Origin of the sequence: Ciceribacter sp. L1K22 (assembly GCF_017599385.1) — a bacterium.
In the GTDB taxonomy this organism is placed as follows: domain Bacteria; phylum Pseudomonadota; class Alphaproteobacteria; order Rhizobiales; family Rhizobiaceae; genus Allorhizobium.
Genome location: NZ_JAGFPK010000002.1, coordinates 197,474 through 224,211, shown reverse-complemented (window position 1 = coordinate 224,211; position 26,738 = coordinate 197,474). Strand labels below are relative to the sequence as shown.

19 protein-coding genes are annotated in these 26,738 nt (G+C 60.2%); 11 read left to right on the top strand and 8 right to left on the bottom strand.

Going from position 1 to position 26,738, the window contains the following annotated elements:
* Positions 1–11 precede the first annotated feature (11 nt).
* A complete protein-coding gene (locus J5J09_RS19020; RefSeq protein ID WP_208553805.1) occupies positions 12–1,451 on the top strand; it encodes a homospermidine synthase in 1,440 nt (479 codons plus the stop codon).
* 200 nt (positions 1,452–1,651) lie between these two features.
* On the top strand, positions 1,652–2,017 hold the full coding sequence (omp10, locus tag J5J09_RS19015; protein ID WP_208553804.1) for an outer membrane lipoprotein Omp10: 366 nt from the start codon (positions 1,652–1,654) through the stop codon (positions 2,015–2,017).
* Between the two features lie 60 nt (positions 2,018–2,077).
* Here the strand turns inward: omp10 and J5J09_RS19010 are convergent, their stop codons facing one another.
* The gene (locus tag J5J09_RS19010) at positions 2,078–4,000 is read right to left on the bottom strand and encodes a methyl-accepting chemotaxis protein (RefSeq protein WP_348646493.1); all 1,923 of its coding nucleotides are present in this window, start codon (positions 3,998–4,000) and stop codon (positions 2,078–2,080) included.
* A 363-nt stretch (positions 4,001–4,363) separates the two neighbouring features.
* Between J5J09_RS19010 and J5J09_RS19005 the strand changes: the two genes are divergently transcribed.
* From J5J09_RS19005 to J5J09_RS18990, 4 genes are all read left to right on the top strand, one after another.
* On the top strand, positions 4,364–6,202 hold the full coding sequence (locus J5J09_RS19005; RefSeq protein WP_208553803.1) for a 5'-nucleotidase C-terminal domain-containing protein: 1,839 nt from the start codon (positions 4,364–4,366) through the stop codon (positions 6,200–6,202).
* A 131-nt stretch (positions 6,203–6,333) separates the two neighbouring features.
* Positions 6,334–7,368: a ferrochelatase gene (hemH, locus tag J5J09_RS19000; RefSeq protein ID WP_208553802.1), complete on the top strand. Its 1,035-nt coding sequence runs from the start codon at positions 6,334–6,336 to the stop codon at positions 7,366–7,368.
* Positions 7,369–7,451: 83 nt separating this feature from the next.
* The gene (locus J5J09_RS18995; protein ID WP_208553801.1) at positions 7,452–8,465 is read left to right on the top strand and encodes an SPFH domain-containing protein; all 1,014 of its coding nucleotides are present in this window, start codon (positions 7,452–7,454) and stop codon (positions 8,463–8,465) included.
* A gap of 3 nt (positions 8,466–8,468) precedes the next feature.
* Positions 8,469–8,933, top strand: a complete 465-nt coding sequence (locus J5J09_RS18990) for an NfeD family protein (RefSeq protein WP_208553800.1) — start codon at positions 8,469–8,471, stop codon at positions 8,931–8,933.
* Here the strand turns inward: J5J09_RS18990 and J5J09_RS18985 are convergent.
* Positions 8,930–9,925, bottom strand: a complete 996-nt coding sequence (locus tag J5J09_RS18985) for a KpsF/GutQ family sugar-phosphate isomerase (RefSeq protein WP_208553799.1) — start codon at positions 9,923–9,925, stop codon at positions 8,930–8,932. The two genes, J5J09_RS18990 and J5J09_RS18985, sit on opposite strands and share 4 nt — an antisense overlap.
* Positions 9,926–10,162: 237 nt before the next feature.
* On the opposite strand from J5J09_RS18985, the gene J5J09_RS18980 reads away from it, so the two are divergent.
* Entirely contained in the window at positions 10,163–11,554 is a 1,392-nt protein-coding gene (locus J5J09_RS18980) for an outer membrane beta-barrel protein (protein ID WP_208553798.1), read from the top strand.
* 27 nt (positions 11,555–11,581) lie between these two features.
* Here the strand turns inward: J5J09_RS18980 and galU are convergent, their stop codons facing one another.
* A complete protein-coding gene (gene galU / locus J5J09_RS18975) occupies positions 11,582–12,469 on the bottom strand; it encodes a UTP--glucose-1-phosphate uridylyltransferase GalU (protein WP_208553797.1) in 888 nt (295 codons plus the stop codon).
* A gap of 198 nt (positions 12,470–12,667) precedes the next feature.
* On the opposite strand from galU, the gene J5J09_RS18970 reads away from it, so the two are divergent.
* Both J5J09_RS18970 and J5J09_RS18965 read left to right on the top strand, forming a co-directional pair.
* Positions 12,668–13,879 (top strand): lytic murein transglycosylase, encoded by a 1,212-nt coding sequence (locus tag J5J09_RS18970; RefSeq protein ID WP_208553796.1) that lies wholly within the window; start codon positions 12,668–12,670, stop codon positions 13,877–13,879.
* Positions 13,880–13,951: 72 nt separating this feature from the next.
* On the top strand, positions 13,952–15,157 hold the full coding sequence (locus tag J5J09_RS18965) for a DUF459 domain-containing protein (protein ID WP_246746019.1): 1,206 nt from the start codon (positions 13,952–13,954) through the stop codon (positions 15,155–15,157).
* Between the two features lie 6 nt (positions 15,158–15,163).
* Here J5J09_RS18965 and J5J09_RS18960 read toward each other — a convergent pair whose 3' ends face one another.
* Positions 15,164–16,618: a glutamate synthase subunit beta gene (locus J5J09_RS18960; RefSeq protein WP_208553795.1), complete on the bottom strand. Its 1,455-nt coding sequence runs from the start codon at positions 16,616–16,618 to the stop codon at positions 15,164–15,166.
* A gap of 175 nt (positions 16,619–16,793) precedes the next feature.
* On the bottom strand, positions 16,794–21,509 hold the full coding sequence (gene gltB, locus J5J09_RS18955; RefSeq protein ID WP_208553794.1) for a glutamate synthase large subunit: 4,716 nt from the start codon (positions 21,507–21,509) through the stop codon (positions 16,794–16,796).
* Positions 21,510–21,883: 374 nt separating this feature from the next.
* Here gltB and J5J09_RS18950 point away from each other — a divergent pair, with 374 nt between their 5' ends.
* Positions 21,884–22,936, top strand: coding sequence for a low specificity L-threonine aldolase (locus J5J09_RS18950; protein WP_208553793.1), 1,053 nt, complete (start codon positions 21,884–21,886; stop codon positions 22,934–22,936).
* A gap of 78 nt (positions 22,937–23,014) precedes the next feature.
* Here J5J09_RS18950 and J5J09_RS18945 read toward each other — a convergent pair whose 3' ends face one another.
* Positions 23,015–23,485, bottom strand: coding sequence for an Hsp20 family protein (locus J5J09_RS18945; RefSeq protein ID WP_208553792.1), 471 nt, complete (start codon positions 23,483–23,485; stop codon positions 23,015–23,017).
* A gap of 234 nt (positions 23,486–23,719) precedes the next feature.
* Between J5J09_RS18945 and J5J09_RS18940 the strand changes: the two genes are divergently transcribed.
* Positions 23,720–24,712: an alpha/beta hydrolase gene (locus J5J09_RS18940; protein ID WP_208553791.1), complete on the top strand. Its 993-nt coding sequence runs from the start codon at positions 23,720–23,722 to the stop codon at positions 24,710–24,712.
* On the opposite strand, the gene hisN is transcribed toward J5J09_RS18940, so the two are convergent.
* Together hisN and J5J09_RS18930 are read right to left on the bottom strand one after the other, a co-directional pair.
* Positions 24,701–25,477, bottom strand: coding sequence for a histidinol-phosphatase (hisN, locus tag J5J09_RS18935; RefSeq protein ID WP_208553790.1), 777 nt, complete (start codon positions 25,475–25,477; stop codon positions 24,701–24,703). The genes J5J09_RS18940 and hisN overlap by 12 nt on opposite strands.
* Positions 25,478–25,728: 251 nt before the next feature.
* A complete protein-coding gene (locus J5J09_RS18930) occupies positions 25,729–26,613 on the bottom strand; it encodes an N-formylglutamate amidohydrolase (RefSeq protein WP_208553789.1) in 885 nt (294 codons plus the stop codon).
* Positions 26,614–26,738 lie beyond the last annotated feature (125 nt).

Here is a 26,738-nt window from a genome sequence, read left to right as displayed (position 1 = left end):
AGGAGACTGAAATGAGCACTAGCTACCCGGTATATGGTGAGATCACCGGCCCGATCGTGATGATCGGCTTCGGTTCGATCGGCCGCGGCACCCTTCCCCTGATCGAGCGCCACTTCAAGTTCGACAAGAGCCGCATGGTCGTCATCGACCCGCGCAACGACGAGGCCGAGCTGCTCGCCAAGCACGGCATCAAGCACATCCAGGCGCATGTCACCAAGGACAACTACAAGAAGCTCCTGAAGCCGCTGCTGACGGAAGGCGAAGGCCAGGGCTTCTGCGTCAACCTCTCTGTCGACACCGGATCGCTCGACCTGATGAAGCTCTGCCGCAAGCTCGATGTGCTCTATATCGACACTGTCGTCGAGCCGTGGCTCGGCTTCTACTTCGACAAGAGCATGAAGAACTCTGAGCGCACCAACTACGCGCTCCGCGAAACAGTGCGCCAGGAAAAGGCGAAGAACCCCGGCGGCACCACCGCGGTCTCCACCTGCGGCGCCAATCCGGGCATGGTGTCGTGGTTCGTCAAGCAGGGCCTCGTCAATCTCGCAAACGAGATTGGCATCAAGTTCGAAGAGCCTGACCAGAACGATCGCGAAGGCTGGGCCAAGCTGATGAAGAAGGTCGGCGTCAAGGGCGTGCACATTGCCGAGCGCGACACCCAGCGCACCAAGAACCCGAAGCCGCTCAACGTCTTCTGGAACACCTGGTCGGTCGAAGGCTTCATTTCGGAAGGTCTGCAGCCGGCCGAACTCGGCTGGGGCACGCACGAAAACTGGATGCCGAAGAACGCCAAGAAGCACAAGAAGGGCTGCAAGGCAGCAATCTATCTTGAGCAGCCCGGCGCCAACACCCGCGTCCGCACCTGGTGCCCGACGCCGGGTCCGCAGTATGGCTTCCTCGTCACCCATAACGAGTCGATCTCGATCGCAGACTACTTCACCGTCGAGAAGGATGGCGAAGTCGTCTATCGCCCGACCTGCCACTACGCCTATCATCCGGCCAATGACGCTGTTCTCTCCCTGCACGAAATGTTCGGCAACGGTGGCAACCAGCAGCCTGTTCTCCACGTCCTGAACGAGGACGAACTGGTCGACGGCATCGACGAACTCGGCGTCCTGCTCTACGGCCACGACAAGAACGCCTACTGGTACGGCTCGCGTCTGTCGCTTGAGGAAACCCGCCGCATTGCCCCCTACCAGAACGCGACCGGCCTGCAGGTAACCTCCGCCGTTCTCGCCGGTATGGTCTGGGCATTGGAAAATCCGAAGGCCGGCATCGTTGAAGCCGACGAGATGGACTACAAGCGCTGCCTCGAAGTGCAGTCGCCCTATCTCGGTCCGGTGGAAGGCCACTACACCGACTGGACCCCGCTCGACGGCCGCCCGGGCCTCTTCCCGGAAGACCTGGATGAGAAGGATCCCTGGCAGTTCCGGAACATCCTCGTCCGCTGAGTCGCAACAATCAAACGATGGCCCGCGGCTTGGCGGGCCATTGACACACCGCGGCGTGCCCGTAGCCGACAATCGACCGGCTAACGTGGGATAACTCTTTTTACTGCGGGCTCGCGCCTTGCTTTCACCACCTCTTCACGCCATGTTTCAGGCACTACCGCGCGGCGGAGCCGCGACAGCTCGTGCTGGAGGCCAATTCGATGAATAAAAAGACTGCTCTTGCTGCCTGTGCCGTTGCGCTCGTTTTGGCCGGTTGCACCTCGTCAGGTCCGCGCCGCCCTCTTCCGCCAATCCAGCAGACGCCGACTGTCGATGGCGCCTGGGTGGATCCGAACGGTATCGTCTCCAGCTTCCAGGGCGGCCAGTTCTCCACTCGCACGACGGATACCAATCAGCTTCTCGCATCCGGAACCTATGTCTCGCTGTCCGACAAGCTGGTCGAGATCAACATGACTTCTCTGGTGAGAAACACTCAGTCGAAGGTCAACTGCGCGCTGGTCACGCCAAACCAGCTGAACTGCACCTCCGACAGCGGCGCGCAATTCTCGTTGGCGCGTCAAATTTGAATGAAAACAAAAAGGGCGCCCGTGAGGCGCCCTTCTCGTATCACGCAGAAGTACAGCCGGTCAGAACTCGCTCCATTCCTCTGTCTTAAGCGCGAGATTGCCAGAGCTTGCTGGACGGCTCACGCCCCTCGCAGGCGACGGACGAGCAGACGCGGTTGACTGACGCGCCGATACGGCGGGCGCAGCGGCTCCCAATCCATCCACCTTGAACTTGGAAACCAGCATTCCGAGACGGCCAGCTTCCTGTGCCAGTGAAGCAGCAGCTGCGGTCGATTGCTCGACCATGGCGGCGTTCTGCTGTGTGGTCTGGTCCATCTGGTTGACGGCAACATTCACCTCAGACAATCCGACAGACTGTTCACGCGACGACGTTGCGATCGACTCCATGAAGCTGTTGATCTTTGTAATGTAGTCGCCGATCGTCTTCAGAGCTTCGCCAGTGTCCCTGACCAGTTTTACCCCGCTGTCGACATCGGCATTGGAGTTCTGGATCAGCGCCTTGATCTCCTTTGCAGCCTGAGCGGACCGCTGGGCCAGTTCGCGAACTTCCTGAGCGACGACAGCGAACCCCTTTCCGGCCTCGCCGGCGCGGGCTGCCTCGACACCGGCGTTGAGAGCCAGGAGGTTCGTCTGGAAGGCGATCTCATCGATCACGCCAATGATATTGGAAATCTGCTGCGAGCTTTCCTCAATCTTTCGCATGGCCTGCTCGGCGGACGAGACAACCTCGACCGACTGATCGGCACTGCGCGTCGCAGCCTGTGCGACCCCGCGCGCTTCCTCTGTGATCTTGCTGGAATTGGTAACGTTGGTCGTGATCTCATCGACCGCGGCCGCCGTTTCCTCCAGCGATGCAGCCTGCTGTTCGGTACGGCGCGACAGGTCGGAAGCTCCTTCCGAGATCTCGCGTGTCCCGCTGTCCATGTTATGCACCGCCGACATAACGGCACCCATGATCTCGCTCAGTCGGCTGACGGTGGTGTTGAAGTCAGTACGCAGTGATTCGTATTCGCTGGCAAAGTTGGTTTGAATGGTACAGGTCAGGTCGCCATCCGCGAGACGCTTGAGGTTTTCACCAAGAGTCGTCGTCGCGAAACGCAGGTTTTGAGCTTCCCGGGCAGCGCGCTCTTCCTCGGCCGCGCGCGCCTTCTCGGACTGGGTGCGGTTGGCATTGGCCTCATCTTCGAGCCGCTTGGTGGTGAGCGCATTCTGGCGGAACACCTCGATGGCACCAGCCATGTCGCCAACCTCGTCCTTGCGACCGGCATAGGGGATTTCCGACTGGGTATCGCCGCCGGCGAGACGACCCATGGACTCGGTGATCGCGCGGATCGGTCGAATAAGGGACTGGTTGAGCAAGACGAGCGATATACACGTAATCGCCAGCATCGCGACAAGGCCAATGATGATCGTCCAGCGTGTCAGATCAGCGGCATCGCTCGCCATTTTGTCACGGACCGAAAGCAGACCGGCTTCCTCGGCGCTGATTTCACCCGCGAGCTTGCGAATCGCATCCATATACGTCTTGCCCGCACCGCTGATCTCCATCGCGCGGGCCTGGTCTACCGTCGCCGGGTCTTCCATCAGACGCAGTTCTTCGTTCCTGACATCCTGTTCCCATTTTGCTACGAGCGCCCCAAGATCGGCAAAGCGCTTCTGCTGGACGGCATTGTCGGAGGTCAGGGCGCGGCCCTCATCGAACGCCTTTTTGAACTGTTGCTCGCCGGAAGCAACCGGCTCGAGGAAGCCCTTGTCTCCCGCCAGGAGATAGCCGCGAACCCCGGTTTCCTGATTGACCATTCCCATGATCATCGATTCGACGGTCGCAAGCACCTTGTGGGTGTGATCGGTCCAGAAGGCAGCATCTCTCTGCGTGCCGGAAGATATCAGGCTCGTGACGTTTACGACGATGCTGACGACGATAATGACGAGAAACGCTGACATCAGCTTGGTCAGTGTTTTCATATTGGCAATGACTGTCACGGTTGCTCTCCGGCAATTCAGGTTTTGCGTCTTCGGCAAGACCGCTGATCTTGCGGTCTCGCAGATGCGAAGCTCTGTTCACGGGACGTCATGTCTTTGGCCGCAACATCGCCATTCGGCATGGGCGGATTACAGATTCGCTTGGTCCAAGATTTAGCCATCGGCACTTAAGCATTTGCTAACGAATATCTTGTCTCGCGTGCTCCACTTCACAAATCGTCGTTGCACTACGAGGTGCTTTGGGATCGCACCCGCAATATTCTCTTGCAGTTGCTCCAAGCGGATGGAAACATGTCGCTGATCAGGATGCTGCAGCCGCGTTCAGACAGCTGTTATCCGCCATCCAGCAAAGGAGACAAAGCGATGTTGAAGACCCTCAGATTTGGCCTGCTCAGCGCCTCAGTGCTAGCCCTTTCGGCCGGCGCCGCGTTCGCCGATTTCGAGCTCAATATCCTCCACATCAACGATTTCCACTCCCGCATCGAAGCGATCAACAAGTTCGACTCCACTTGCTCGGAAGAGGAAGCCGGCAAGAACGAGTGCTTCGGCGGCATCGCCCGGATGAAGACGGCGATAGAGGCTCGCCGCAGTGAACTCACGGGCAAGAACGTCTTGACGCTCGACGCCGGCGACCAGTTCCAGGGTTCCCTGTTCTACACGACCTACAAGAGCGGCCCGATCGCGGAATTCATGAACGGCATCGGCTTTGATGCCATGGCGATCGGCAACCACGAGTTCGATGATGGTCCCGAGGAACTCGCGAAATTCATCGCCGCGCTGCAGTTCCCGATGATCTCAGGCAACACGCTCGCCGGCCTCAACACCCCGATCGCCGACAAGTTCAAGCCCTACATCATCAAGGAATTCGGCCCCGAGAAGGTGGCGGTGGTCTCGGTACTGGCAACGGACACGGACGAAACCTCGTCTCCGGGTGACGACGTCCTGTTCGCCGACGAGATCAGCTATCTCAAAGATGCCGTGAAGGAGATCGAACAGCAGGGTGTCGACAAGATCGTACTGCTGTCGCATGTCGGCTATCCGCGCGACCAGGAGATCGCAGCAGCCGTCGACGGGATCGACGTGATCGTCGGCGGCCATAGCCACACGCTCTTGTCGAACACGGACGAGAAGGCTGCGGGCCCCTACCCCACCATGGTGAAGAACCCGGCCGGCCAGGACGTACCGATCGTCACCGCCTATGCCTACTCGAAATATCTTGGCGACCTGACGGTGGTTTTCGATGACGACGGAAACGTGAAGACCGCAACCGGAGAGCCGAAACTACTCGATGCCTCGGTGGCTCCGGATGAGGCCTTTGCCGCGAAGGTCGCCGAACTCGGCGGGCCGATCGAGGATTTGAAGAAGAAGGAAATCGGCGAGACCGCGGACGTGATCGACGGCTCGCGCGACGTCTGCCGTGCGGCCGAGTGCACGATGGGCAATCTCGTTGCCGACGCCATGGTTGATCGCGTCAAGGATCAGGGCGTCACGATTGCCATCCAGAACGGCGGCGGCCTGCGCGCTTCGATCGATGCTGGCACGGTGACGATGGGCGAGGTTCTGACCGTCCTGCCGTTCCAGAACACGCTCGCGACCTTCCAGCTCAAGGGCTCGGACGTCGTCGCGGCGCTGGAAAACGGCCTGAGCCAGATCGAGGAGGGCGCCGGCCGCTTCCCGCAGGTCTCCGGTTTGAAATATACCTTCGACAAGTCTAAGCCGGCCGGCAGCCGCGTCGTCTCGGTCGAGGTCAAGGACGGGGATGGATTCGTCGCGATCGACCCCGACAAGGTCTATGGAGTGGCAACCAACAACTACATGCGCGGCGGCGGCGACGGCTACAAGGTCTTCGCCACCGGAGGCACCAATGCCTATGACTTCGGCCCAGGCCTCGAAATCGTTGTTGCCGACTACATCGCTGCCAACTCTCCATACAAGCCGTACACCGACGGCCGCGTAAGCGAGGTGGCCTCATCAGCGCCTGACGAAGCCGCTGCGCCTGCAGCAGCCACCGAGACCGCAGATACAGCGACGACAGCGACCCAGCCGCAAACCCACACCGTGGTAAGGGGCGACAACCTCTGGAACATCGCCAGGGACGTCTACGGCGATGGCATGATGTGGTCGAAGATTTCCGAGGCGAACGCGCTACGGAACCCCGACGTCATCAGCATTGGCAAGGAACTTTCGCTTCCCGCGAAATAAGACCGTTTGCCGCACGTGCAAATCCGGCTCGGGCTTTCCCGGGCCGGATTTTGCGTTACATAGAGTGATCTCTTTTCGACGTGTGGGCGTAACGGAACGACCGCCCCCAACCCATTTTTTGGAAATCACATATGTCACCAGACAGATCCCACCTGCCCGCCGACCATCCTCCCGTACGCTTCGGCAAGGTCGGCGTGCTGCTCGTCAACCTCGGCACCCCGGACGGAACCGACTACCGCTCGATGCGGCGCTACCTGGAAGAGTTCCTGACCGACCGTCGTGTGATCGAATGGTCGCCGCTCTACTGGTATCCGATCCTCTACGGCATCGTACTGAACAAGCGACCTCAGAAGGTCGGCAAAGCCTACGAGGAAATCTGGAACAAGGAGCTCGACGAAAGCTACCTGCGGACCTACACCCGCAACCAGGCAGAGAAGATGGCGGCCTCCTTCACCGATCTGCCCAATGTAAGGGTGGATTGGGCGATGCGGTATGGTCAGCCGTCGATCCGCTCGAAGATGGACGAGTTGCAGAAGGACGGGTGCGAGAAAATCCTCGTCTTCCCCCTCTACCCCCATTATGCCGCCGCGACGACGGCCACCGTCAACGACGAGGCGTTCAAGGCCCTCCTCAAGATGCGCTGGCAGCCGGCACTACGCACCGTTCCGCAATACAGCGACGATCCCGTCTACATCGAGGCGCTGGCGAATTCGATCCGCAATCATCTCGCTACTCTCGACTGGGAGCCGGAACTGGTTCTGACCTCCTATCACGGCATCCCGAAATCCTATTTCATGAAGGGCGATCCCTATCACTGCCAGTGCTACAAGACGACGCGGCTTCTTCGCGACGCGCTGGGGTGGGAGAAGGACCGCTTGATGGTGACCTTCCAGTCCCGCTTCGGTCCCGAGGAATGGCTTCAGCCCTACACAGACAAGACCGTCGAAAAACTCGCCCAGGAAGGCGTCAAACGGATTGCCATCATCAATCCAGGCTTCGTCTCCGACTGCCTCGAGACGCTGGAGGAGATCGCGGGCGAAGCCGGTGAGGACTTCCTCCATAACGGTGGCGAGAAGTTCACGCATATTCCCTGCCTCAACGATAGCGATGAGGGGATGCGGGTGCTGGAACACGTGGTTCGACGGGAACTGCAGGGCTGGGTTTAATACACGCTTGCCAGCTGGGCAGGCGATCGCCACATCCGTGACATCCGATGGGGAAGGCTACGGGGCAGAGGGAGAGACATCCGATGGATATTGCAGGCTTCGACATCGTCGTGATCGGCCTCGTGCTGCTCGTGATCCTGGTCCTGTTCGCCGGGATCAAGACCGTCCCGCAGGGCTACCGCTACACTGTGGAACGCTTCGGCCGCTACACGCGAACGCTCGAGCCGGGCCTCAACCTCATCGTACCCTTCATCGAACGCATCGGCTCCAAGCTCAACGTGATGGAGCAGGTACTGGACGTACCGACGCAGGAGGTCATCACGAAAGACAATGCCAGCGTCTCGGCTGACGCCGTTGCCTTCTATCAAATCCTGAATGCCGCCCAGGCCGCCTATCAGGTCGCCAATCTGGAAAATGCCATCCTCAACCTGACGATGACCAATATTCGCTCGGTGATGGGGTCCATGGATCTCGACGAACTTTTGTCAAACCGCGAAGCGATAAACGACCGGCTTCTTCGTGTCGTTGATGAGGCTGTCGGCCCATGGGGCATCAAGGTGACCCGCGTCGAGATCAAGGACATCCAGCCACCGAAGGACCTCGTCGACGCCATGGCGCGACAGATGAAGGCCGAGCGAGAAAAGCGGGCTCAGGTCCTGGAGGCGGAAGGCTTCCGCAACGCGCAGATCCTCAGGGCCGAGGGTGCCAAGCAGTCCGCTATCCTCGAAGCCGAGGGCCAGCGCGAGGCTGCCTATCGTGAAGCCGAAGCCCGGGAGCGTTTGGCGGAGGCGGAAGCCAAAGCCACGCAGTACGTCTCCGAAGCGATCGCCGCCGGAGACGTCAACGCCATCAATTATTTCGTGGCACAGAAATACACCGAGGCTCTGGCGCAAATCGGTACGGCCAACAATGCCAAGATTGTCTTGATGCCGATGGAAGCGTCCAGCCTCATTGGCTCGCTGGGCGGGATCGGCGCAATTGCACGCGAGGTGTTCGGGAAGGACGACAGCCGAAATCCTCCCCCGAGAACGAACGTGGCAGGCACAACGCGAACCACACCGCCGGTCAATCCCTTCGCTCCCAAAGAGGAGGGCTGAGCCATGCTCGACCGCCTGATTGGCGAGCTGGGGCCATGGAGCTGGTGGATTCTGGCGTTGATACTCTTGGGCGCTGAGCTCGCTCTTCCAGGCGTATTTCTCGTCTGGATCGGGATCGCAGCGCTGTTGACCGGCATACTCTCGCTCATCCTCTGGGAGTCCGCAGGCTGGGTCTGGCAACTGCAATTGGTGGTCTTCGCGCTGCTGGCGTTAACGGCAGCCCTCGTCGGGCGTCGTTACTTCTCCCGAAGCGAGCAGGCTTCGGACGAACCCTTGCTGAACCAGCGCACGGCAAGTCTGGTCGGACGCACCGCTACCCTGCACGAACCGATCACAGACGGTCGAGGACGTGTCCGGCTTGACGACACCTATTGGTCGGTCATGGGACCCGACATGCCGGCCGGGTCGCGCGTCAGGATCATCGAAAGTCGCGGACGCGAATTGCGGGTCGAGCGACAGCCGGATTAGGCGACGCCGATCCGCAAAAGATCGTGGAAGTGGACGATACCGGCAGGTACGCGATTCTCATCCACGACAAAGAGCGCGGAAATGTTGTGCTGGTTTAGAAGCGCCATGGCGCTCGTTGCCAGCGTATCCGGCTTTACCGTCTTGGGAGCCGCAATCATGAACTGCTCGACACTCATGTCGGCAAGATTGCGTGACAGCCCTCGCGCGATATCGCCATCGGTGACGATACCGCACAGCCTGCCTTCCTCATCGACGACGCCGACGCAGCCGAAGCGCTTTTGGGCCAGCATCATGATCGCCTCGGGCAAAAGGGTGCCGGTGGGAACCAGCGGCACGGCGTCCCCGGTGTGCATCAGATCGCCCACATGCGCGAGCATCGCACCAAGCTTGCCACCCGGATGGAATGTGCGGAAATCGAGCGCCGTAAAGCCACGAGCTTCGAGCAAAGCCACCGCGAGCGCGTCACCCATAGCCAGTTGAAGCATCGTCGAGGTGGTCGGAGCAAGCCCATGCGGGCAAGCCTCCTGCTCCTTCGGAAGTGTCAGAACGATATCCGCCTCGCGCCCGAGTGTCGACGTCTCACCCGAGGTCATAGCGATCAAGGGGATCGAGAACCGCCGAGAGAACGAGATGATGCCGTGCAGTTCTGCACTTTCACCACTCCAGGACATCGCAAGGATGACGTCATCCCGCGCGATCATTCCAAGATCGCCGTGATTGGCTTCGGCCGGATGAACGAAGAAAGCCGGCGTTCCGGTTGAAGCGAACGTCGCAGCGATCTTGGCTCCGATATGCCCGCTCTTGCCGACCCCGGTCACGATCACACGACCGGAAATACTGCCGATTATCTTCACCGCGTTGCAGAAAGCGCTCGTCAGCGGTCCTGCAAGAGCCGCCTCGAGGGCGCCAAGCCCCGCACGCTCGGTTGATATTGTTCTAAGCGCAGATTCAACCGCGCTCGTTTCAACAAGTTGTACAGCTCTCTTAATCATGCGGCTTCCATAACTCGTTTGCGGAACCTTGTCCACGCACCCCCGACCTTTGTACAACGTAAGATGTCAGGGCGCATCCTTCGCGCGATCACAAACGGCAGCAGCCGGCAACCAAACGTTAACCACGAGGCTTTACGTTTGGGTAAGCAATTTCGACTTTCGCAGAGCAAGCTGATTATGATGCCGTGTGTCCGCAGTGGATGGGTCACTCCCCGGTTACGCCCGCGGCATAACGCCGTGGCCGTCACACTCATGGTATCGACCGCATTCATCTGCGATGCCGCGGCCCAGGAGACCTCCGTCTGGCCGCAAGTTCCAGAACAAGGCACAACGGCACCCGTCGACCCCTATGGCGCACCGCCTGCGGACGCCACCACATCGGCCATGCCGACGGCGGCGATACCCTCCGACACCGACCTTCGCCTGGACGAGACCCAGGTCGATGGCCGCGAAAACCTTCCGCAAGCGCCCGTTGACCGGGAAGGCAGCACGCGCAACGCAGCTACGGATTCAAGCGGCGTGCGGCTCGGCACAATGATCTTGCGGCCGTCGCTAACACAAAGTCTTCGTCACGAGACCATCAAGTCGGGCAACAAATCGGAGTCAACGCTCTATTCGGACACCCAGCTCAAAGGCACGCTGACATCGGACTGGTCCCGGCATCAATTGACGGTAAACACGCAAGGGACCTGGGAAAACGTTCTTTCGGGTGATGGAGACGAGGGCTCCGGCAGCGCCATCGACGGAGAGTTGCGGCTCGATTTGTCCGAACAAACCACCGCCCGCTTGACTGCCGGCTACGACTTCAGTCGCGAAGATCCGGATGCGGACGAGGCGATCGCCGGCGCAACGACCCAATACGGAATCCACCGCCTGGACGCAGGTGCATCCATTGAACGGGATTTCGGGCGGCTGAGGGGACGTGTCGGCATCGGTGGCAGTCGGTGGATTCATACAGATGCCGAGCTCGCCGGCGGCGGCTCGCTGTCGCAATCCTTCCGGGATCGCAATCTTGGAACGGTGACGGCACGCCTGGGCTATGAAGTTTCGCCCGCCCTCATCCCCTTCATCGAGGCCTCCGCTGGACGTCTGCAATACGATGAGAAGGTGGACCCGTCGGGATACCGGCGATCATCCGACATATATACCGGAAAAGTGGGTATCGCGGCCGACTTCGAGGACAAGCTTCGAGGCGAAATCGGGGTCGGTTACGCGATGGAGAATTTTGACGACAATCGTCTCGACGACCTGAAGGCACTGGCCCTGTCCGGCAACCTTGCCTGGTCGCCGCGCTACGGAACCGACGTCAATCTTGACCTCTCGACCTCGTTCGACCCCTCGAGTTCCGCAGGCACCAGCGGCTCCGTCGTCTACGGAGGTCGGGTAAACGTGACGCAGCAGCTTCGCGAACGACTGGTCGCAAGCCTGACCGGTTCTACCGACTGGACACGCTATCCAGACCTCGACAATGCAGACTCGACGACCTATGGCGCCGATGCTTCGCTGAGCTACGAGATAAACCGTTATCTCGCCGTGAGCGCTGGCGTCGGCTACGAATACACGCAGCGAGACAATGCCCTCGACGACGAAACCATTCGGGCGACGATCGGCGTCACCGCGAAGCGATAACGCAGATCATGTTCTTTAAGCAGAAACTTACCTCAAAGCGGATAGCAGCTCCTTGAGAGGATCGGCGACCAGAGGCCTGATATCGTCGCGCTGCACCGCGAAAAATGCGTTCGCCAGAATGAACCCATCCTTGGCGCCGCAGTCGAAGGTCCGCCCTTCGAAGCGGTAACCCGCAAATGCCTGCTGCTTTGCGAGTTTCAACATGCCGTCCGTTAACTGGATCTCGTTTCCGGCACCACGCTCCTGCGTTTCCAGGATGGAAAAGATTTCTGGCTGCAGAATATATCGGCCATTGATGAAATAGTTGGACGGAGCCGTTCCCTTCGCAGGCTTTTCGACCATTTCGGTGATCCGGAAACCGCCCTCCAGCTCCTCGCCCACACCGACAATCCCGTATTTATGCGCAAGCTCAGGTGCGCACTCTTCGACCGCAATGACGTTGCCGCCGGCTTTCTCGTAGAGTTCGACCATGCCCCGCAGGCAACCCTTCTCGGAGTACATGATCATGTCAGGCAGAAGGAGGGCAAACGGCTCGTGGCCGACGATATCCCTTGCACACCAAACCGCGTGTCCAAGTCCGAGAGGCTCCTGCTGACGTGTGAAGCTCGCCGTTCCGGCCTTTGGCAGCAGGTCGTTCAGCAAAGTCAGTTCGGCGTTTTTGTTGCGCGACTTCAGCGTCTGCTCAAGCTCGAACTGGATGTCGAAATAGTCCTCGATCACCGCCTTTCCACGTCCGGTGATGAACACGAAATGCTCGATGCCGGCTTCCACAGCCTCATCCACCACGTATTGGATAACGGGCTTGTCGACGACGGTCAGCATCTCCTTCGGCACGGCTTTGGTGGCCGGCAGGAAACGGGTGCCGAGGCCGGCAACAGGAAATACCGCTTTGCGAATTTTCTTTTTCTCTGCCAAAATTACCTCCTGGAGGGACAGTATAGAAGTTTTGTGCACCGCACCGCGGCTGTAGCGTATAATCATTGCGTTTATGCAAAAGACAATCGCGGGCGAAGGTCGGATGGTAAAGAATTTGTTGACCTACTCGCTCTAAACTGGGTGAAGATGGCACCGCCAAGGCGGTGCTTACTGGAATGCGAGCATAAGGATCACGCCATGAAACTCTCCCGCAAAGGACTGGTTCCGGCTGTCGTATTCGCACTCGTGTCCAGCGTGCTCCCCCTCGAAGCCCGTGCTGATGCGGGTTTCGTTCGCTGGATCAACGAATTTTCTGCGACGGCTTCCAAGAACGGTATTTCGACGAAGACCTACAAAGCGGCGTTCGCGGGCGTGACCGAGCCGGATCCGGCAGTCCTCGAAAAGGCGCGCTACCAGCCGGAGTTCAAGTCCGCCATCTGGGATTACCTGGACTCTCGCGTTAATCCGTACACCGTATCGGTGGGGCAGGAGATGGCGGCTAAACACGGCCGTACGCTCGCCGCACTCGAACGGCATTTCGGCATCGATCGGACCGTGCTTCTTGCCATCTGGTCGATGGAGACCAATTACGGTGCGGCGCTGGAGAAAACAGACAGGCTGCACAACATCCCCCGTGCTCTTGCAACGCTCGCCTATGCGGATAGTCGCCGTGCGAAATTCGCCCGCACGCAATTGATCGCCGCGCTCAAGATCCTGCAGAGCGGCGACGTGTCAGCCAGCGGCCTGGTCGGTTCGTGGGCCGGTGCGATGGGCCATACACAGTTCATTCCGACCAGCTATCTGCTCTATGCGATTGACGCGGATGGCAACGGCCACCGTGACATCTGGAATTCGGTTCCGGACGCCCTTGCCACCGCCGCCAATCTCCTTGCAAAAAACGGCTGGCAGACCGGAAAGACCTGGGGCTACGAGACCATCGTACCGAAGGGCGGCGCCAAGCACGAAGGCAAGACGATGACTCTTGCCCAGTGGGAAAAGCTCGGTTTCAAGCGTCCGAGCGGCAAGGGTTTCCGTTTCCCGAATGATCGCGCCGAACTGAAGATGCTGGGCGGCCCCAACGGACCCGGCTTTCTGATGACCCGAAATTTCTTCGTGCTCAAGAAGTACAACGCAGCGGACAGCTACGCCCTCGGCGTTGGCCTACTCGCCGATGAAATCGCCGGCTATGGCGGCATGGCGCAGTCCTGGCCCCGTCCGCACGGCAGTCTCGACATTAAGGAAAAATTCGAACTGCAAAGCCGCATGAAGGAACTGGGTTACTACAACGGCAACATCGACGGCAATTTCGGTTCCGGATCGAAGGCTGCGATTACGGCGATACAGTCCCGTCTTGGGATGACGATCGACGGGGAACCGTCTCGTCACCTTTTGGATGCCTTACGCAATTGACAAAACCCCGCAGACAGCGGGTAATGCATTCGCCAATGCACATGTTCGAATTGGCCGATGAGTATAGAGGCCATGGCGCGTAGGAAAATCTCGGGAAAACACCCCTTCAGGGCGGCTTTCACCGTCGCTTGTCTGGCGATGTTCGCTTTTGTCGCCTTCGCTTCGTCCATGGCGGAGGCTCAGGAACGTCGACGGAACCTACTTGAGATGCTTTTCGGGCCGCGTGTGATCTATCAGCCCGCTCCCCCGCCGCAGCCACGCAAGCAGCGCACGAAGGTGCCGCGCCCGCAGAAGAAGACCACGAGCGGCAGCGTCACCAACATCATGGCAGCGCCTCCCAAGGAAGCACCGCCGGCAAAGCTTGAAGACGCCAGGAAGATTCTCGTCGTGGGCGATTTCTTCGCCGACGCGCTGGCCGACGGACTGGAGGAAGCCTTCGTCACATCGCCAGGCGTTGTCGTGTCGGAGCGCAGCAAGGGCTCTTCCGGACTTGTCCGCGACGACTATTACGACTGGGCGGCCGAACTGCCGACGCTCCTGGACTCGGAAAAGCCGGAAATCCTCATGGTACAGCTGGGCGCGAACGACCGTCAGCAGATCGTCACGCCACAAGGCAGTTATGATTTCAAGTCGCCGCAATGGTCGCTGGAGTACGAACGCCGGATCGGCGAGATCGCAAAGCTCGCAAGTGATCGCAACATACCCCTGCTGTGGGTTGGACTGCCCGCGTTTCGCTCATCGAAGTTTACGGCTGATGCCATAACGCTGAACAGCCTCTATCGCTCGACGGTAACGGCCGCAGGTGGTGAATTCATCGACATCTGGGAGGGGTTCGTGGACGTCGAAGGACGCTTCGTGGTGACGGGCTCCGACATCAATGGCCAGCAGGTGAGATTGCGCGGCAGTGATGGCATCGGCATGACACAGGCCGGCAAGAGAAAAATGGCATTTTATGTCGAAAAGTCGGCCCGACGCCTGTTGGGAGACATGACGAGCCCGGACCTACTGCGCCTCGACGGCAGCAACCTTCCGGAGTTGGTAAGCCTGCCGCCGTCAGAAATTCAGAATGTCGTCAGGACAGCCCCGATCGACCTCTCCGACCCCAATCTCGATGGAGGGCTGGAGCTTCTGGACAGAAATCAGCTTGTCAAATCTCCGATCCCGACGCCGCGGGACATGCTGGTCGAAAACGGAACGATGCCGCCCGCACCATCGGGCCGCATCGATGATTTCACGGTGCTGCGCACAGGGACGACGCCCCCGGCCGCGCAACCCTAGTCCGCTTCACCGCGGCAGAACCGTCGAACCGGTCAGAGCCTCGTCGATGGCCCGAGCCGCCTGTCTGCCCTCGCGGATCGCCCAGACCACCAGCGACTGACCGCGCCGTACGTCTCCGGCAGCCCAGAGCCTGTCCACCGACGTCCGGTAGTCCTTGTCGTTCGCAATCACGTTCGTCGAGCCACGCTTGTCTGTGTTCAAGGCCAGCTTGCCATCCATTTCCTTCAGCACGCTGTCGGCAAACGGGCCGCGGAAGCCGATGGCGATGAAGACGAGATCGGCCTTGATGATGAACTCGGTTCCGGCGATCGGACGCCGACGTTCGTCCACCTGGCAGCACTTCACGCCCGTCAGAACGCCATCTTCACCGACGAATTCGAGCGTTCCGACCTGGAATTCCCGAACCGCGCCTTCGGCCTGCGAGGATGAGGTGCGCATCTTGGTCGCCCAGAAGGGCCAAACCTCAAGCTTCTCCTCCTTCTCGGGGGGACGGGGGCGAATGTCGAGCTGGGTAACCTTGACTGCTCCCTGCCGGAAGGCGGTACCGACGCAGTCCGAGGCCGTGTCACCGCCGCCAACGACAACCACGTGCTTGCCGCCCGCGAGGATGGGATCGGACGGCCAGCCGGTGCTGTCGATGTTTTCGCGTCCAACGCGGCGGTTCTGCTGCACGAGATAGGGCATAGCGTCATGTACGCCATGAAAGTCCACGCCGGGAATGCCTGCTTCGCGGGGCGTTTCCGATCCGCCGCAATAAAGGACGGCATCGTAGTCCGCCAGCAGCTTCTCGACGGTGACGTCGACCCCGACATTGACACCGCAGTGGAACGTGACGTTTTCGCCCTTCATCTGCTCCACACGGCGATCGATGAAGTTCTTCTCCATCTTGAAATCCGGAATCCCGTAGCGCAGCAGGCCGCCGGGCTTGGATTCGCGTTCGTAGACATGCACCTCGTGACCGGCGCGGCCAAGCTGCTGGGCGGCCGCCATCCCGGCCGGACCAGAACCAATGATCGCAACCTTCTTGCCGGTATGAACAGTCGCCGGCTGCGGCACGATGAAGCCAAGCTCATAGGCCTTGTCAGCAATCGCCTGCTCAACCGTCTTGATCGCGACGGGCATGTCTTCGAGGTTCAGCGTGCAAGCTTCCTCGCACGGTGCCGGGCAGACGCGACCGGTGAATTCCGGGAAGTTGTTGGTCGAGTGGAGGTTGCGGATCGCCTCCTCCCACTTGTTGTTATAGACGAGGTCGTTCCAGTCGGGGATCTGGTTATGCACCGGACAGCCGGTTGGACCATGGCAATAGGGAATGCCGCAATCCATGCAGCGCGCCGCCTGCTTGGTCACCTCGGCATCCGACATGGGGATGGTGAATTCGCGGAAATGGCGGATGCGGTCGGAGGCCGGCTGATACTTCGCCACCTGCCGGTCGATTTCCATGAAACCTGTAACCTTGCCCATGTCTGTTTTCCTCTAACTCACTTCTGTGTCGAAAATGCCCCTCATCCGCCTGCCGGCACCTTCTCCCCGCGAGCGGGGAGAAGAGGCAGCCCGCGCCGTTGGCGGTCCCCCTCGCCCCGTTTACGGGGAGAGGGTCGCCGAGCGGAGCGGAGGCGGGGTGAGGGGCGGACCCTGGTTATTCCGCAGCGACGCCCATCCGCATGCGTTCCATTTCCTCAAGCGCACGGCGGTATTCGACCGGCATGACCTTGCGGAACTTCGGACGATACTCGGCCCAGCTGTCGAGGATCTGCTTGGCACGGTTCGAGCCCGTGTAATGCAGATGGTTCGAGATCAGCTGATAGAGGCGCTCCTCGTCGTGGCGGGTCATGTCGCCCGATACGTCGACAAGACCCTTGTGCATGAGGTCGCCGCCGTGATGGTGCAGCTTCTCCAGCATGTCGTCCTCTTCCGGAACCGGCTCGAGTTCGACCATGGCCATGTTGCAGCGCTTGGCGAAATCACCGCTCTCGTCGAGCACGTAAGCGACACCGCCCGACATGCCGGCCGCGAAGTTGCGGCCCGTCTCGCCGAGCACGACAACCACGCCACCGGTCATGTACTCGCAGCCGTGGTCACCCACGCCTTCGACGACGGCGATCGCACCCGAGTTGCGTACGGCAAAACGTTCGCCGGCCACGCCCCGGAAATAGCACTCGCCTGATATCGCGCCGTAAAGCACGGTGTTGCCGACGATGATTGAGTTCTCCGCAACGATGCGGGCATTTTCCGGCGGACGCACGATGATGCGGCCACCCGAAAGGCCCTTGCCGACATAGTCATTGCCATCGCCCACGAGGTCGAAGGTGATGCCACGCGCGAGGAAGGCGCCGAAGGACTGGCCGGCGGTGCCATTCAGTGTGACATGGATCGTATCGTCCTTCAGACCCTTGTGGCCGTAGCGCTTGGCGACTTCACCCGACAACATCGCACCGGCCGAACGGTCGACGTTCTTGATGTCGACGTCGAAGACGACGGGCTGCTTGCTTTCGAGCGACGGCATCGCCTTCTCGATCAGCTTGCGGTCGAGAATGTCGTCGATCGGGTGCTTCTGGCGTTCGGTCCAGTAGGTCGCTTCCTTCGGCGCTTCCACCTTGTGGAAGATCTTCGAGAAGTCGAGGCCCTTGGCCTTCCAGTGAGCGAGCATCTCGTCCTTTTCGAGCAGTTCGGAAGCACCGATGATCTCATCGAGCTTGCGAACGCCGAGCGAGGCGAGGATTTCACGCACTTCTTCGGCGACGAAGAAGAAGTAGTTGATCACGTGCTCGGGCGTGCCCTTGAAGCGCTTGCGCAGCACCGGATCCTGGGTGGCAACGCCAACCGGGCAGGTATTGAGGTGGCACTTGCGCATCATGATGCAGCCGGCCGCGATCAGCGGAGCCGTGGCAAAGCCGAATTCGTCGGCACCGAGCAGCGCACCGATGATCACGTCACGGCCGGTCTTTAGACCACCGTCGACCTGCAGCGCGATGCGCGAACGAAGCCCGTTCAGCACCAGCGTCTGCTGGGTCTCGGCCAGACCGATTTCCCAAGGGCTACCTGCATGCTTCAGCGAGGTGAGCGGAGAGGCACCGGTGCCGCCGTCGAAGCCGGACACGGTGATATGGTCGGCGCGCGCCTTGGCGACACCGGCGGCAACCGTGCCGACGCCGACTTCCGAGACGAGCTTGACCGAGACATCGGCCTCAGGGTTCACGTTCTTCAGGTCGTAGATCAGCTGCGCCAGATCTTCGATCGAATAGATGTCGTGATGCGGCGGCGGCGAGATCAGCCCCACACCCGGCGTCGAGTGACGGGTCTTGGCGACCGTCGCATCGACCTTGTGGCCGGGCAGCTGACCGCCTTCGCCGGGCTTTGCACCCTGGGCGACCTTGATCTGCAGCACGTCGGCATTAACAAGATATTCGGTCGTGACGCCGAAGCGGCCGGATGCGATCTGCTTGATCGCCGAACGCTCGGGGTTGGCAGAGCCATCCGGCAGCGGGTTGTAGCGGTCGCTCTCTTCGCCACCCTCACCCGTGTTCGACTTGCCGCCGATCTTGTTCATGGCAATCGCAAGCGTCGTATGCGCCTCGCGGCTGATCGAGCCGAAGGACATGGCGCCGGTCGAGAAGCGCTTGACGATATCGACGGCCGGTTCGACCTCATCGACCGAGATGGGCTTGCGGCCCAGATCTTCGGCCTTCTTGATCTTGAACAGGCCGCGGATGGTGTTCATCCGCAGATTGCTGTCATTCACCATCTCGGCGAATTCGCGGTAGCGATCCTGGCTGTTGCCGCGCACGGCATGCTGTAGCGAGGCGATCGAGTCGGGACTCCAGGCATGGTTTTCACCACGCATGCGGTAGGCATATTCGCCGCCGACATCGAGCGTGCTGGCAAGAACCGGATCCTTGCCGAAGGCCGCCAGGTGACGAGCCACGGTTTCCTCGGCGATTTCGGCGAGGCCGATGCCCTCGATCGTCGTCGCCGTGCCGAAGAAATATTTGTCGACCAGTTCGGACGAGAGGCCGACCGCGTCAAAGATCTGCGCGCCGCAATAGGACTGATAGGTCGAGATGCCCATCTTGGACATGACCTTCAGGATGCCCTTCCCGACAGCCTTGATGTAGCGGTAGACGACTTCATCTTCCGACACTTCCTGCGGGAATTCGCCATGCTTGTGCATGTCGAGCAGCGTGTCGAAGGCGAGATAGGGATTGATCGCCTCGGCGCCGAAGCCCGCGAGACAGCAGAAGTGATGCACCTCACGCGGTTCGCCGGATTCGACGACCAGACCAACGGACGTGCGCAGGCCCTTGCGGATCAGGTGATGGTGTACGGCAGCGGTCGCCAAGAGCGCCGGGATCGCAATACGATCCGGGCCGATCTGACGGTCTGACAGCACGATGATGTTATAGCCACCACGAACGGCCGCTTCCGCGCGCTCGCAGAGACGGTCGAGCATCTCGGGCATGCCTTCGGCACCACGCTCGACATCATAGGTGAAGTCGAGCGTCTTGGTGTCGAAATGGTCTTCGACGTGACCGATCGAGCGGATCTTTTCCAGGTCGCCGTTCGTGAGGATCGGCTGGCGCACTTCCATGCGCTTGGCCTTGGCCATGCCTTCATGGTCGAGAATGTTCGGACGCGGACCGATGAAGGACACGAGGCTCATGACCAGCTCTTCGCGGATCGGGTCGATCGGCGGGTTTGTCACCTGCGCGAAGTTCTGCTTGAAATAGGTGTAGAGCAGCTTCGACTTGGTCGACATCGCCGAAATCGGCGTGTCCGTACCCATCGAGCCGATCGCTTCCTGACCGGTCGTCGCCATCGGCGACATCAGGATCTTGGTGTCTTCGGTGGTGTAGCCGAAGGCCTGCTGGCGATCGAGCAGCGACACGTCGCGGCGCAGCGCACGCGGCTCCACCGGCTTCAGATCTTCAAGGATCAACTGGGTGCGATCCAGCCATTCGCGATAAGGATGGCTTTGGGCGAGCGAGGACTTCACCTCCTCATCAGAGATGATGCGACCTTCCTGCATGTCGATCAGCAACATCTTGCCCGGCTGCAGGCGCCACTTCTTGATGATCTTCTCTTCCGGCACCGGCAGTGTGCCGGCTTCGGAGGCGAGGATCACGCGGTCGTCGTCGGTCACGAGATAACGCGCCGGACGCAGGCCGTTGCGGTCGAGCGTCGCCCCGATCTGCTTGCCATCGGTGAAGCAGACCGCCGCCGGGCCGTCCCACGGCTCCATCATCGCGGCATGGTATTCGTAAAAGGCCTTGCGCTCGGCGCTCATGAGCGTGTTGCCCGCCCATGCCTCGGGGATCAGCATCATCACGGCATGCGCTAGAGAATAGCCACCGCGCTGCAGGAACTCGAGGGCGTTGTCGAAGCAGGCTGTATCCGACTGACCTTCATAGGAGATCGGCCAGAGCTTGGAGATATCGTCGCCGAAGAGCGGCGAGGACACGGAGGCCTGGCGGGCCGCCATCCAGTTGACGTTGCCTCGCAGCGTGTTGATTTCGCCGTTGTGGGCGACCATGCGGTACGGGTGCGCGAGCTTCCACGACGGGAAGGTGTTGGTCGAGAACCGCTGGTGAACGAGGGCGACAGCCGACTCGAAGCGCGGATCGGCGAGGTCCTTGTAATAAGCACCGACCTGATAGGCGAGGAACATGCCCTTGTAGACGATCGTCGAGGACGATAGCGACACCGGATAAAAGCCCGTCTCCTGGCCGCCATACTGGTCGTAGATGCGGTTGGAAATGACCTTGCGCAACAGGAACAGGCGACGCTCGAACTGCTCCTGAGTTGCCGCGTCACGCCCGGCACCGATGAAGACCTGGATCTGACGCGGCTCGGTTGCCGCGATTTCGGGCGCCTTGGACAGCGAGGAGTTGTCGACTGGCACATCGCGGTAGCCGATCAGGTTTTGGCCTTCGGCAAGACAGACCTCCGCGATCACCTTCTTGAAGTGCTCGATCTGCCGCTCGTCCTGCGGGAAGAAAAAGTGCCCGACGGCATACTCGCCAGCCTTCGGCAGCGTGATGCCCTGCTTCGCCATCTCCTCGCGGAAGAACCTGTCCGGAATCTGCACGAGAATGCCGGCACCGTCGCCCATCAGCGGGTCAGCACCGACAGCACCGCGGTGGGTGAGGTTCTCCAGGATGAACAGCCCGTCCTTGACGATCTGGTGCGACTTCTGCCCCTTCATATGGGCAATGAAGCCGACGCCGCAGGCATCGTGCTCGTTGCGCGGATCATAAAGCCCCTGCCTGCCGGGAAGACCGCCAGTGTTTCGGATCGCCGAACGCGACGCACTCTCGGCATCATGGCTGACCAATTCAGACCGCACCATATCGCTCATGACTTCCCTCCAGACCTTGGCAAGCGCCCCTGCGGCCGCCTTAGGTTAATACGACTTTAACGCAAACGAAGTCGCCCGTCATCCAATCTCTTCGAAATAGGTCAGCTTAACTGACCCATTTTCGAGAGCCTCTATGCCAGAAACACAGCACCATCGCAAGGGTTTCTACGATCATCGCGAATGTGAAGCGCAGAAAGATTGCGACAAGCGCGCCGACGATGTCATTTTGTTTCTCGTTGATCGATCCACCGTGCCATTTATTGCGACATGAGGATCTGCGGCATTTTTCGACGCCGTTATGGATTGCGACCATTTTTCAGCCGGTTAAGTTGGCAAGTCAGAAGACCCGCCGAAAATAACGTCAGGATTATTCCATGTTCTTCGCCTCCGACAATTGGGCCGGCGCCCATCCCGCAATCAATGACCGCCTTTCCAGGGAATCGACCCGCTTCGCCGCTGCCTATGGCACCAGCGATCTCGACAAGGCGATCGAACGGAAATTCAACGAGGTCTTCGAGCGTGACGTGGCCGTCTTCTTCGTCGCCACCGGCACGGCTGCGAACTCCCTGTCGCTTGCCAGCATGGCAAGGGCGGGCGGCCTCACCTTCTGCCATACCGAAGCTCACGTCATCGAGGACGAGTGCGGCGCGCCTGACTTCTTCAGTGGCATGCGCATGGTCCCAGTTGATGGACCCGCCGGCAAGATGCGACCGGAAAACCTGAAGGAACGCATTTCCCGCTATCCGCAGGACGCCATCCATCACGGGCGCGCCGCCGCCATCACCATGACCCAGGCAACCGAGGCTGGCACAGTCTACACCTTAGACGAAATCGACGAGATCGCCGCCATCGCCAAGGCCAACGGGCTGCCCCTTCACATGGATGGCGCGCGCTTTGCAAACGCGCTGCAGGCCCTCGGAGCCTCACCTGCCGAAATGACGTGGAAACGTGGAGTGGACGTACTCTCTTTCGGCGGCACGAAGAACGGCTGCTGGTGCGCCGAGGCCATCGTCTTCTTCGACCCGGCACTGGCACGGGATTTCGCCTTCCTGCGCAAGCGCACCGCACAACTTTTCTCCAAGTCGCGCTTCATCGCGGCCCAGTTCGAAGCCTATCTGAAGGACGACCTCTGGCTGGACCTCGCGAGCCACGCCAACGCAATGGCGGACCGGTTACGGTCGGGCTTCAACGCGCTCAACACGGCCCGCCTCGCCTGGCCTACAAACGCCAATGAGGTGTTCGCCATCCTGCCACGCACGTCGGCAAAACAGGCCGAGGAACAGGGCGCACGCTTCTACGAATGGCTGCAGCCGCGCGACATGCCTGAAAAGCTTGCGGAAGACGAAATGCTGGTGAGGATGGTTACAAGCTTCGCAACGACGGAAGAAGACGTCGACCAGTTCCTCAAGATATGCGCTTCCGCCTGACCAAGAATCCTGGTGTAAGAGCAACAAGGCCCTCCGGTCGGGAGGGCCTTGGGAGACAGCCTAAAAGAAACCTGCGTCTCAGGCGACGTGAGCCTCGATGGCCTTCGGCTGCTGGCTTGCGACATCGGATGCGATCGCAATGCGGCGCGGCTTCATGGCTTCCGGAATGTTGCGAAGCAGATCGATATGAAGAAGGCCATTCTTCAGCGAGGCGCTCTTCACTTCGACGTGGTCGGCAAGCTGGAAACGGCGCTCGAACGCGCGCTTGGCGATACCGCGGTAAAGGAACTCGGTCTGCTCGGCCTGATCTTCCTCAGCCTTCTCACCCTTGATGGTCAGAACGTGGGCATGAGCCTCAATGCTGAGTTCGGTTTCATCAAAGCCGGCGACGGCCATTGTGATCCGATAGGTGTTCTCACCTGTACGCTCGATATTGTAGGGCGGATAGGCCTGTGCCTGCTCAGGCTGGCCGAGGCTGTCGAGCATGGTAAAGAGCCGGTCGAAGCCGACGGTGGAGCGATAGAGCGGCGAAAAATCGACGTGGCGCATGGTGTCCTCCTTGAGAAGCGACGATTGCGATTGAGGTTTTCAGCACCCCTTCAGGCGATGCCGATCACCGGATGTGGAGCCTTTCCGGCCTCCGATTTTCTAGATGGGAAGCGCCCCCTCGCAGTTCAAGAGGACGACCATACCACCAGAGAACGTGCCTTTCCCTTTGACGCTGCAGCCGCTTCACCGTATCCGAGAGACAGACCAATTCCTTTGCGGGCACGAGATTCGGCCATGAGCAACGCAACCGACATTCTGTATTCGACGCCGGACAATCCCGTCCCTGATAACTGCACGTCGGGGACCTTCAAGGGATATAAGGGCATCAATCTCCGCTATGCCGTCTTTCGAACCGACAGACCTCAAGCAAGGGGTACGGTTGTACTCCTCCACGGGCGCAACGAGAGCATCGAGAAATACTACGAGACGATCCGCGACCTAAACGCGCACGGCCTTTGGGTCGCCACATACGACATGCGCGGTCAGGCGGGGTCCGACCGTACGCTGAAGGATCGACGCAAGGGCTATGTCCGTAGCTTTTCCCACTATGTGCGAGACCTTGAATTGTTTCTCGACCATATCGTCTTGCCCGACACGCGGCTTCCTTTCTACCTACTGGCGCATTCCACCGGCGGCCTCGTGGCATTATCGGCAGCACCCCGGCTGGCGAACCGCATCGACCGCATGGTCCTAACCGCGCCCTTTGTCGGCCTCGGGCCACAGCCGATATCTCCGGCGAAAGTGTTCTGGCTGGCTCGATTGATGTGCTGGACAGGGTTCGGCGGCCGTTACATGACAGGCGAGCGAAGCTCGCGAGCCTTCGAAGACAATCCGCTGACATCGGACATCAGACGCTTCCGCCGCAACCTGGCGATCTTCGACCAGCATCCTGAGATGGCGCTTGGTCCACCGACGGCGCGCTGGATCTACGAGTGCCTGAAGGAAATACGCAAGGTCACCAGGCCGACGCACCTCTACACGATCACGGTCCCGACGGTGCTTATTTCCCCCGTCCGCGACAGTGTCGTCTCCTATTCCGCACAGGAAGCGATGGCCCAATATTTCCGGGCTGCACAATACATTCCTGTGCCAGGCGCACGACACGAAATCCTGCAGGAGCGGGATCGCTACAGGGCTCAGGCCATAGAGGCCATCAAGGCTTTCATTCCCGGCAGCGATCTCGAGAACGCCTTCGTCGATGGAGGCGCGGAACTCTCAGGCGCCTGAGAGCATCCGCATGGCCTCGGCATGCACGGCGGCACTGCCCGCGGCGATGATCGATCCGCCCGCCTCCGGACGACCGCCGTCCCACGTGGTGATGACCCCTCCGGCCTGCTCGATCAGCGGGATAAGAGCACCGACGTCATAGGGCTTCAGCACCGTTTCGATCACGAGATCGACATGCCCGGCCGCGAGCAGCGCATAAGCGTAGCAATCGATGCCGTAGCGAAACAACCGGACGCGCTGCTCGATCGCGCGATAGACATCGATCTCCCCACCTTGGAAGAGATGGGGAGAGGTGGTGAAGAGAATGGCGTTGTCGAGCGACCCGCAATCGCGTGTGCGGATCTGGCGTTCGCCATCGGGTCCCGAGTACCAGGACGCCTTGCCGTCGGCGAAGTAGCGCTCACCTGTAAAAGGCTGGTCCATCAATCCCATGATCGAGCGTCCGTGCTCGCGAAAGCCGATCAGGGTTCCCCAAACAGGCACTCCGGAAATGAATGCCCGGGTTCCATCGATCGGATCAACCACCCAAACGTGGTCACGATCCGTGCCGACATCATCATGTTCCTCGCCGAGAATGCCGTGATCCGGAAACTCCGCCATGATCAGTTTGCGGATGGCGAGTTCCGCCGCGCGATCGCCTTCGGTCACCGGATCGAAGCCGGTCTTCTCCTTGTTGACGACGTCGAGGCCGGTGCGGAACCGCGGCAAGGTTTCCGCCTTGGCAGCATCGGCAAGACGATGGAAGAAAGCGCGATCAGGCAACATGGAGCGGTCCCGGATAGGTCGTGAATGCCGTTTGGTCTTAAACAAGTTTGTCCGCTTTGCAAATCAGCGGGGCAACGTTCAATGCAACCGCATAAAAAATGAGCATGCATAAAAAAGGATCAAAATGCCGTTGACTCTTGTGCGGCGCACCATTAGCGTAGGGATACAGTCTTCTGACTGTAAATACCCTCCTTGGGTGTTTCCTCCCTAGACTTAACCGCGCCAGTGGCGCGGTTCTTTTTTTGGGTAAGTTACTCGGCAGCGAGCGAAGCGGAACCGGTGAAGCTTTCGGCAAAGTCAGCCATCTGCCGCATGAAATGGGTAAGCGCGGTCGCAAGCGCCGCGAAGTCCCGCTTCTTCTGAAGCGTCGCCTCATCAATGTAGAGCGACCGGCTGACCTCGACTTGCAACGCGTGCAGACCCCTCGCAGGCCGCCCATAATGTTCCGTTATGAAACCGCCGGCATAGGGTTTGTTGCGCACGGCGGTGAAGCCCAGATCTTCCAGGAATTCGATCGCGGCCCTTGACAGTTCGGCAGACGCGCTCGTGCCGTAGCGGTCGCCGATGATGAAATCCGGGCGCAAGGCATTCCCTGCCAGCCTGACATTGCCCGGCATGGAATGGCAGTCGATCAAAACACCAAAGCCGAAGCGCGTGTGTGTATGGGCGATAAGCTTACGCAGGCGCGCATGGTACGGCTTGTAGGTGGTCTCGATCCGCTGCAGCGCTTCGGCAACGTCGAGGCGACGGCCGTAGATTTCCATGTTTTCTGCAACGATCCGCGGTATGGTGCCGAGCCCACCGGCCACGCGCATGGAATGCGTATTGGCAAAGGGCGGCAAAGGACCGTCAAACATGCGCGGATCGAGTTCATATGGCTCGCGATTCACATCGACGTACGCGCGAGGGAAGTGTGCCAAAAGCAGCGGAGCGCCCAAGGATGGCGCGGCGCCGAACAATTCCTCGACATAGTGATCTTCCGAACGCCTGATGGCGCGATCGTCGAGACGGGAGGCCTCCAGAAAGGCTGGGTTGTAGCGACGGCCGGAATGGGGAGAATTGTAGACGAAAGGAATGCGCTGCTCGTCCGGCTCCCTGACTTCAAACAGTTCGGCTTCGCTCGTCGTGCCGTCCATCGCCCTCATTCTTTACCAAATCACCAACTTGTTTAGCCACTCATGTTGCCAGCGCGTCCAAGGGAAGTCCATACTGCGTGACGCTGCGGCCCATGCCGCCGGCGCTTCTTCACCGGATGTTTACT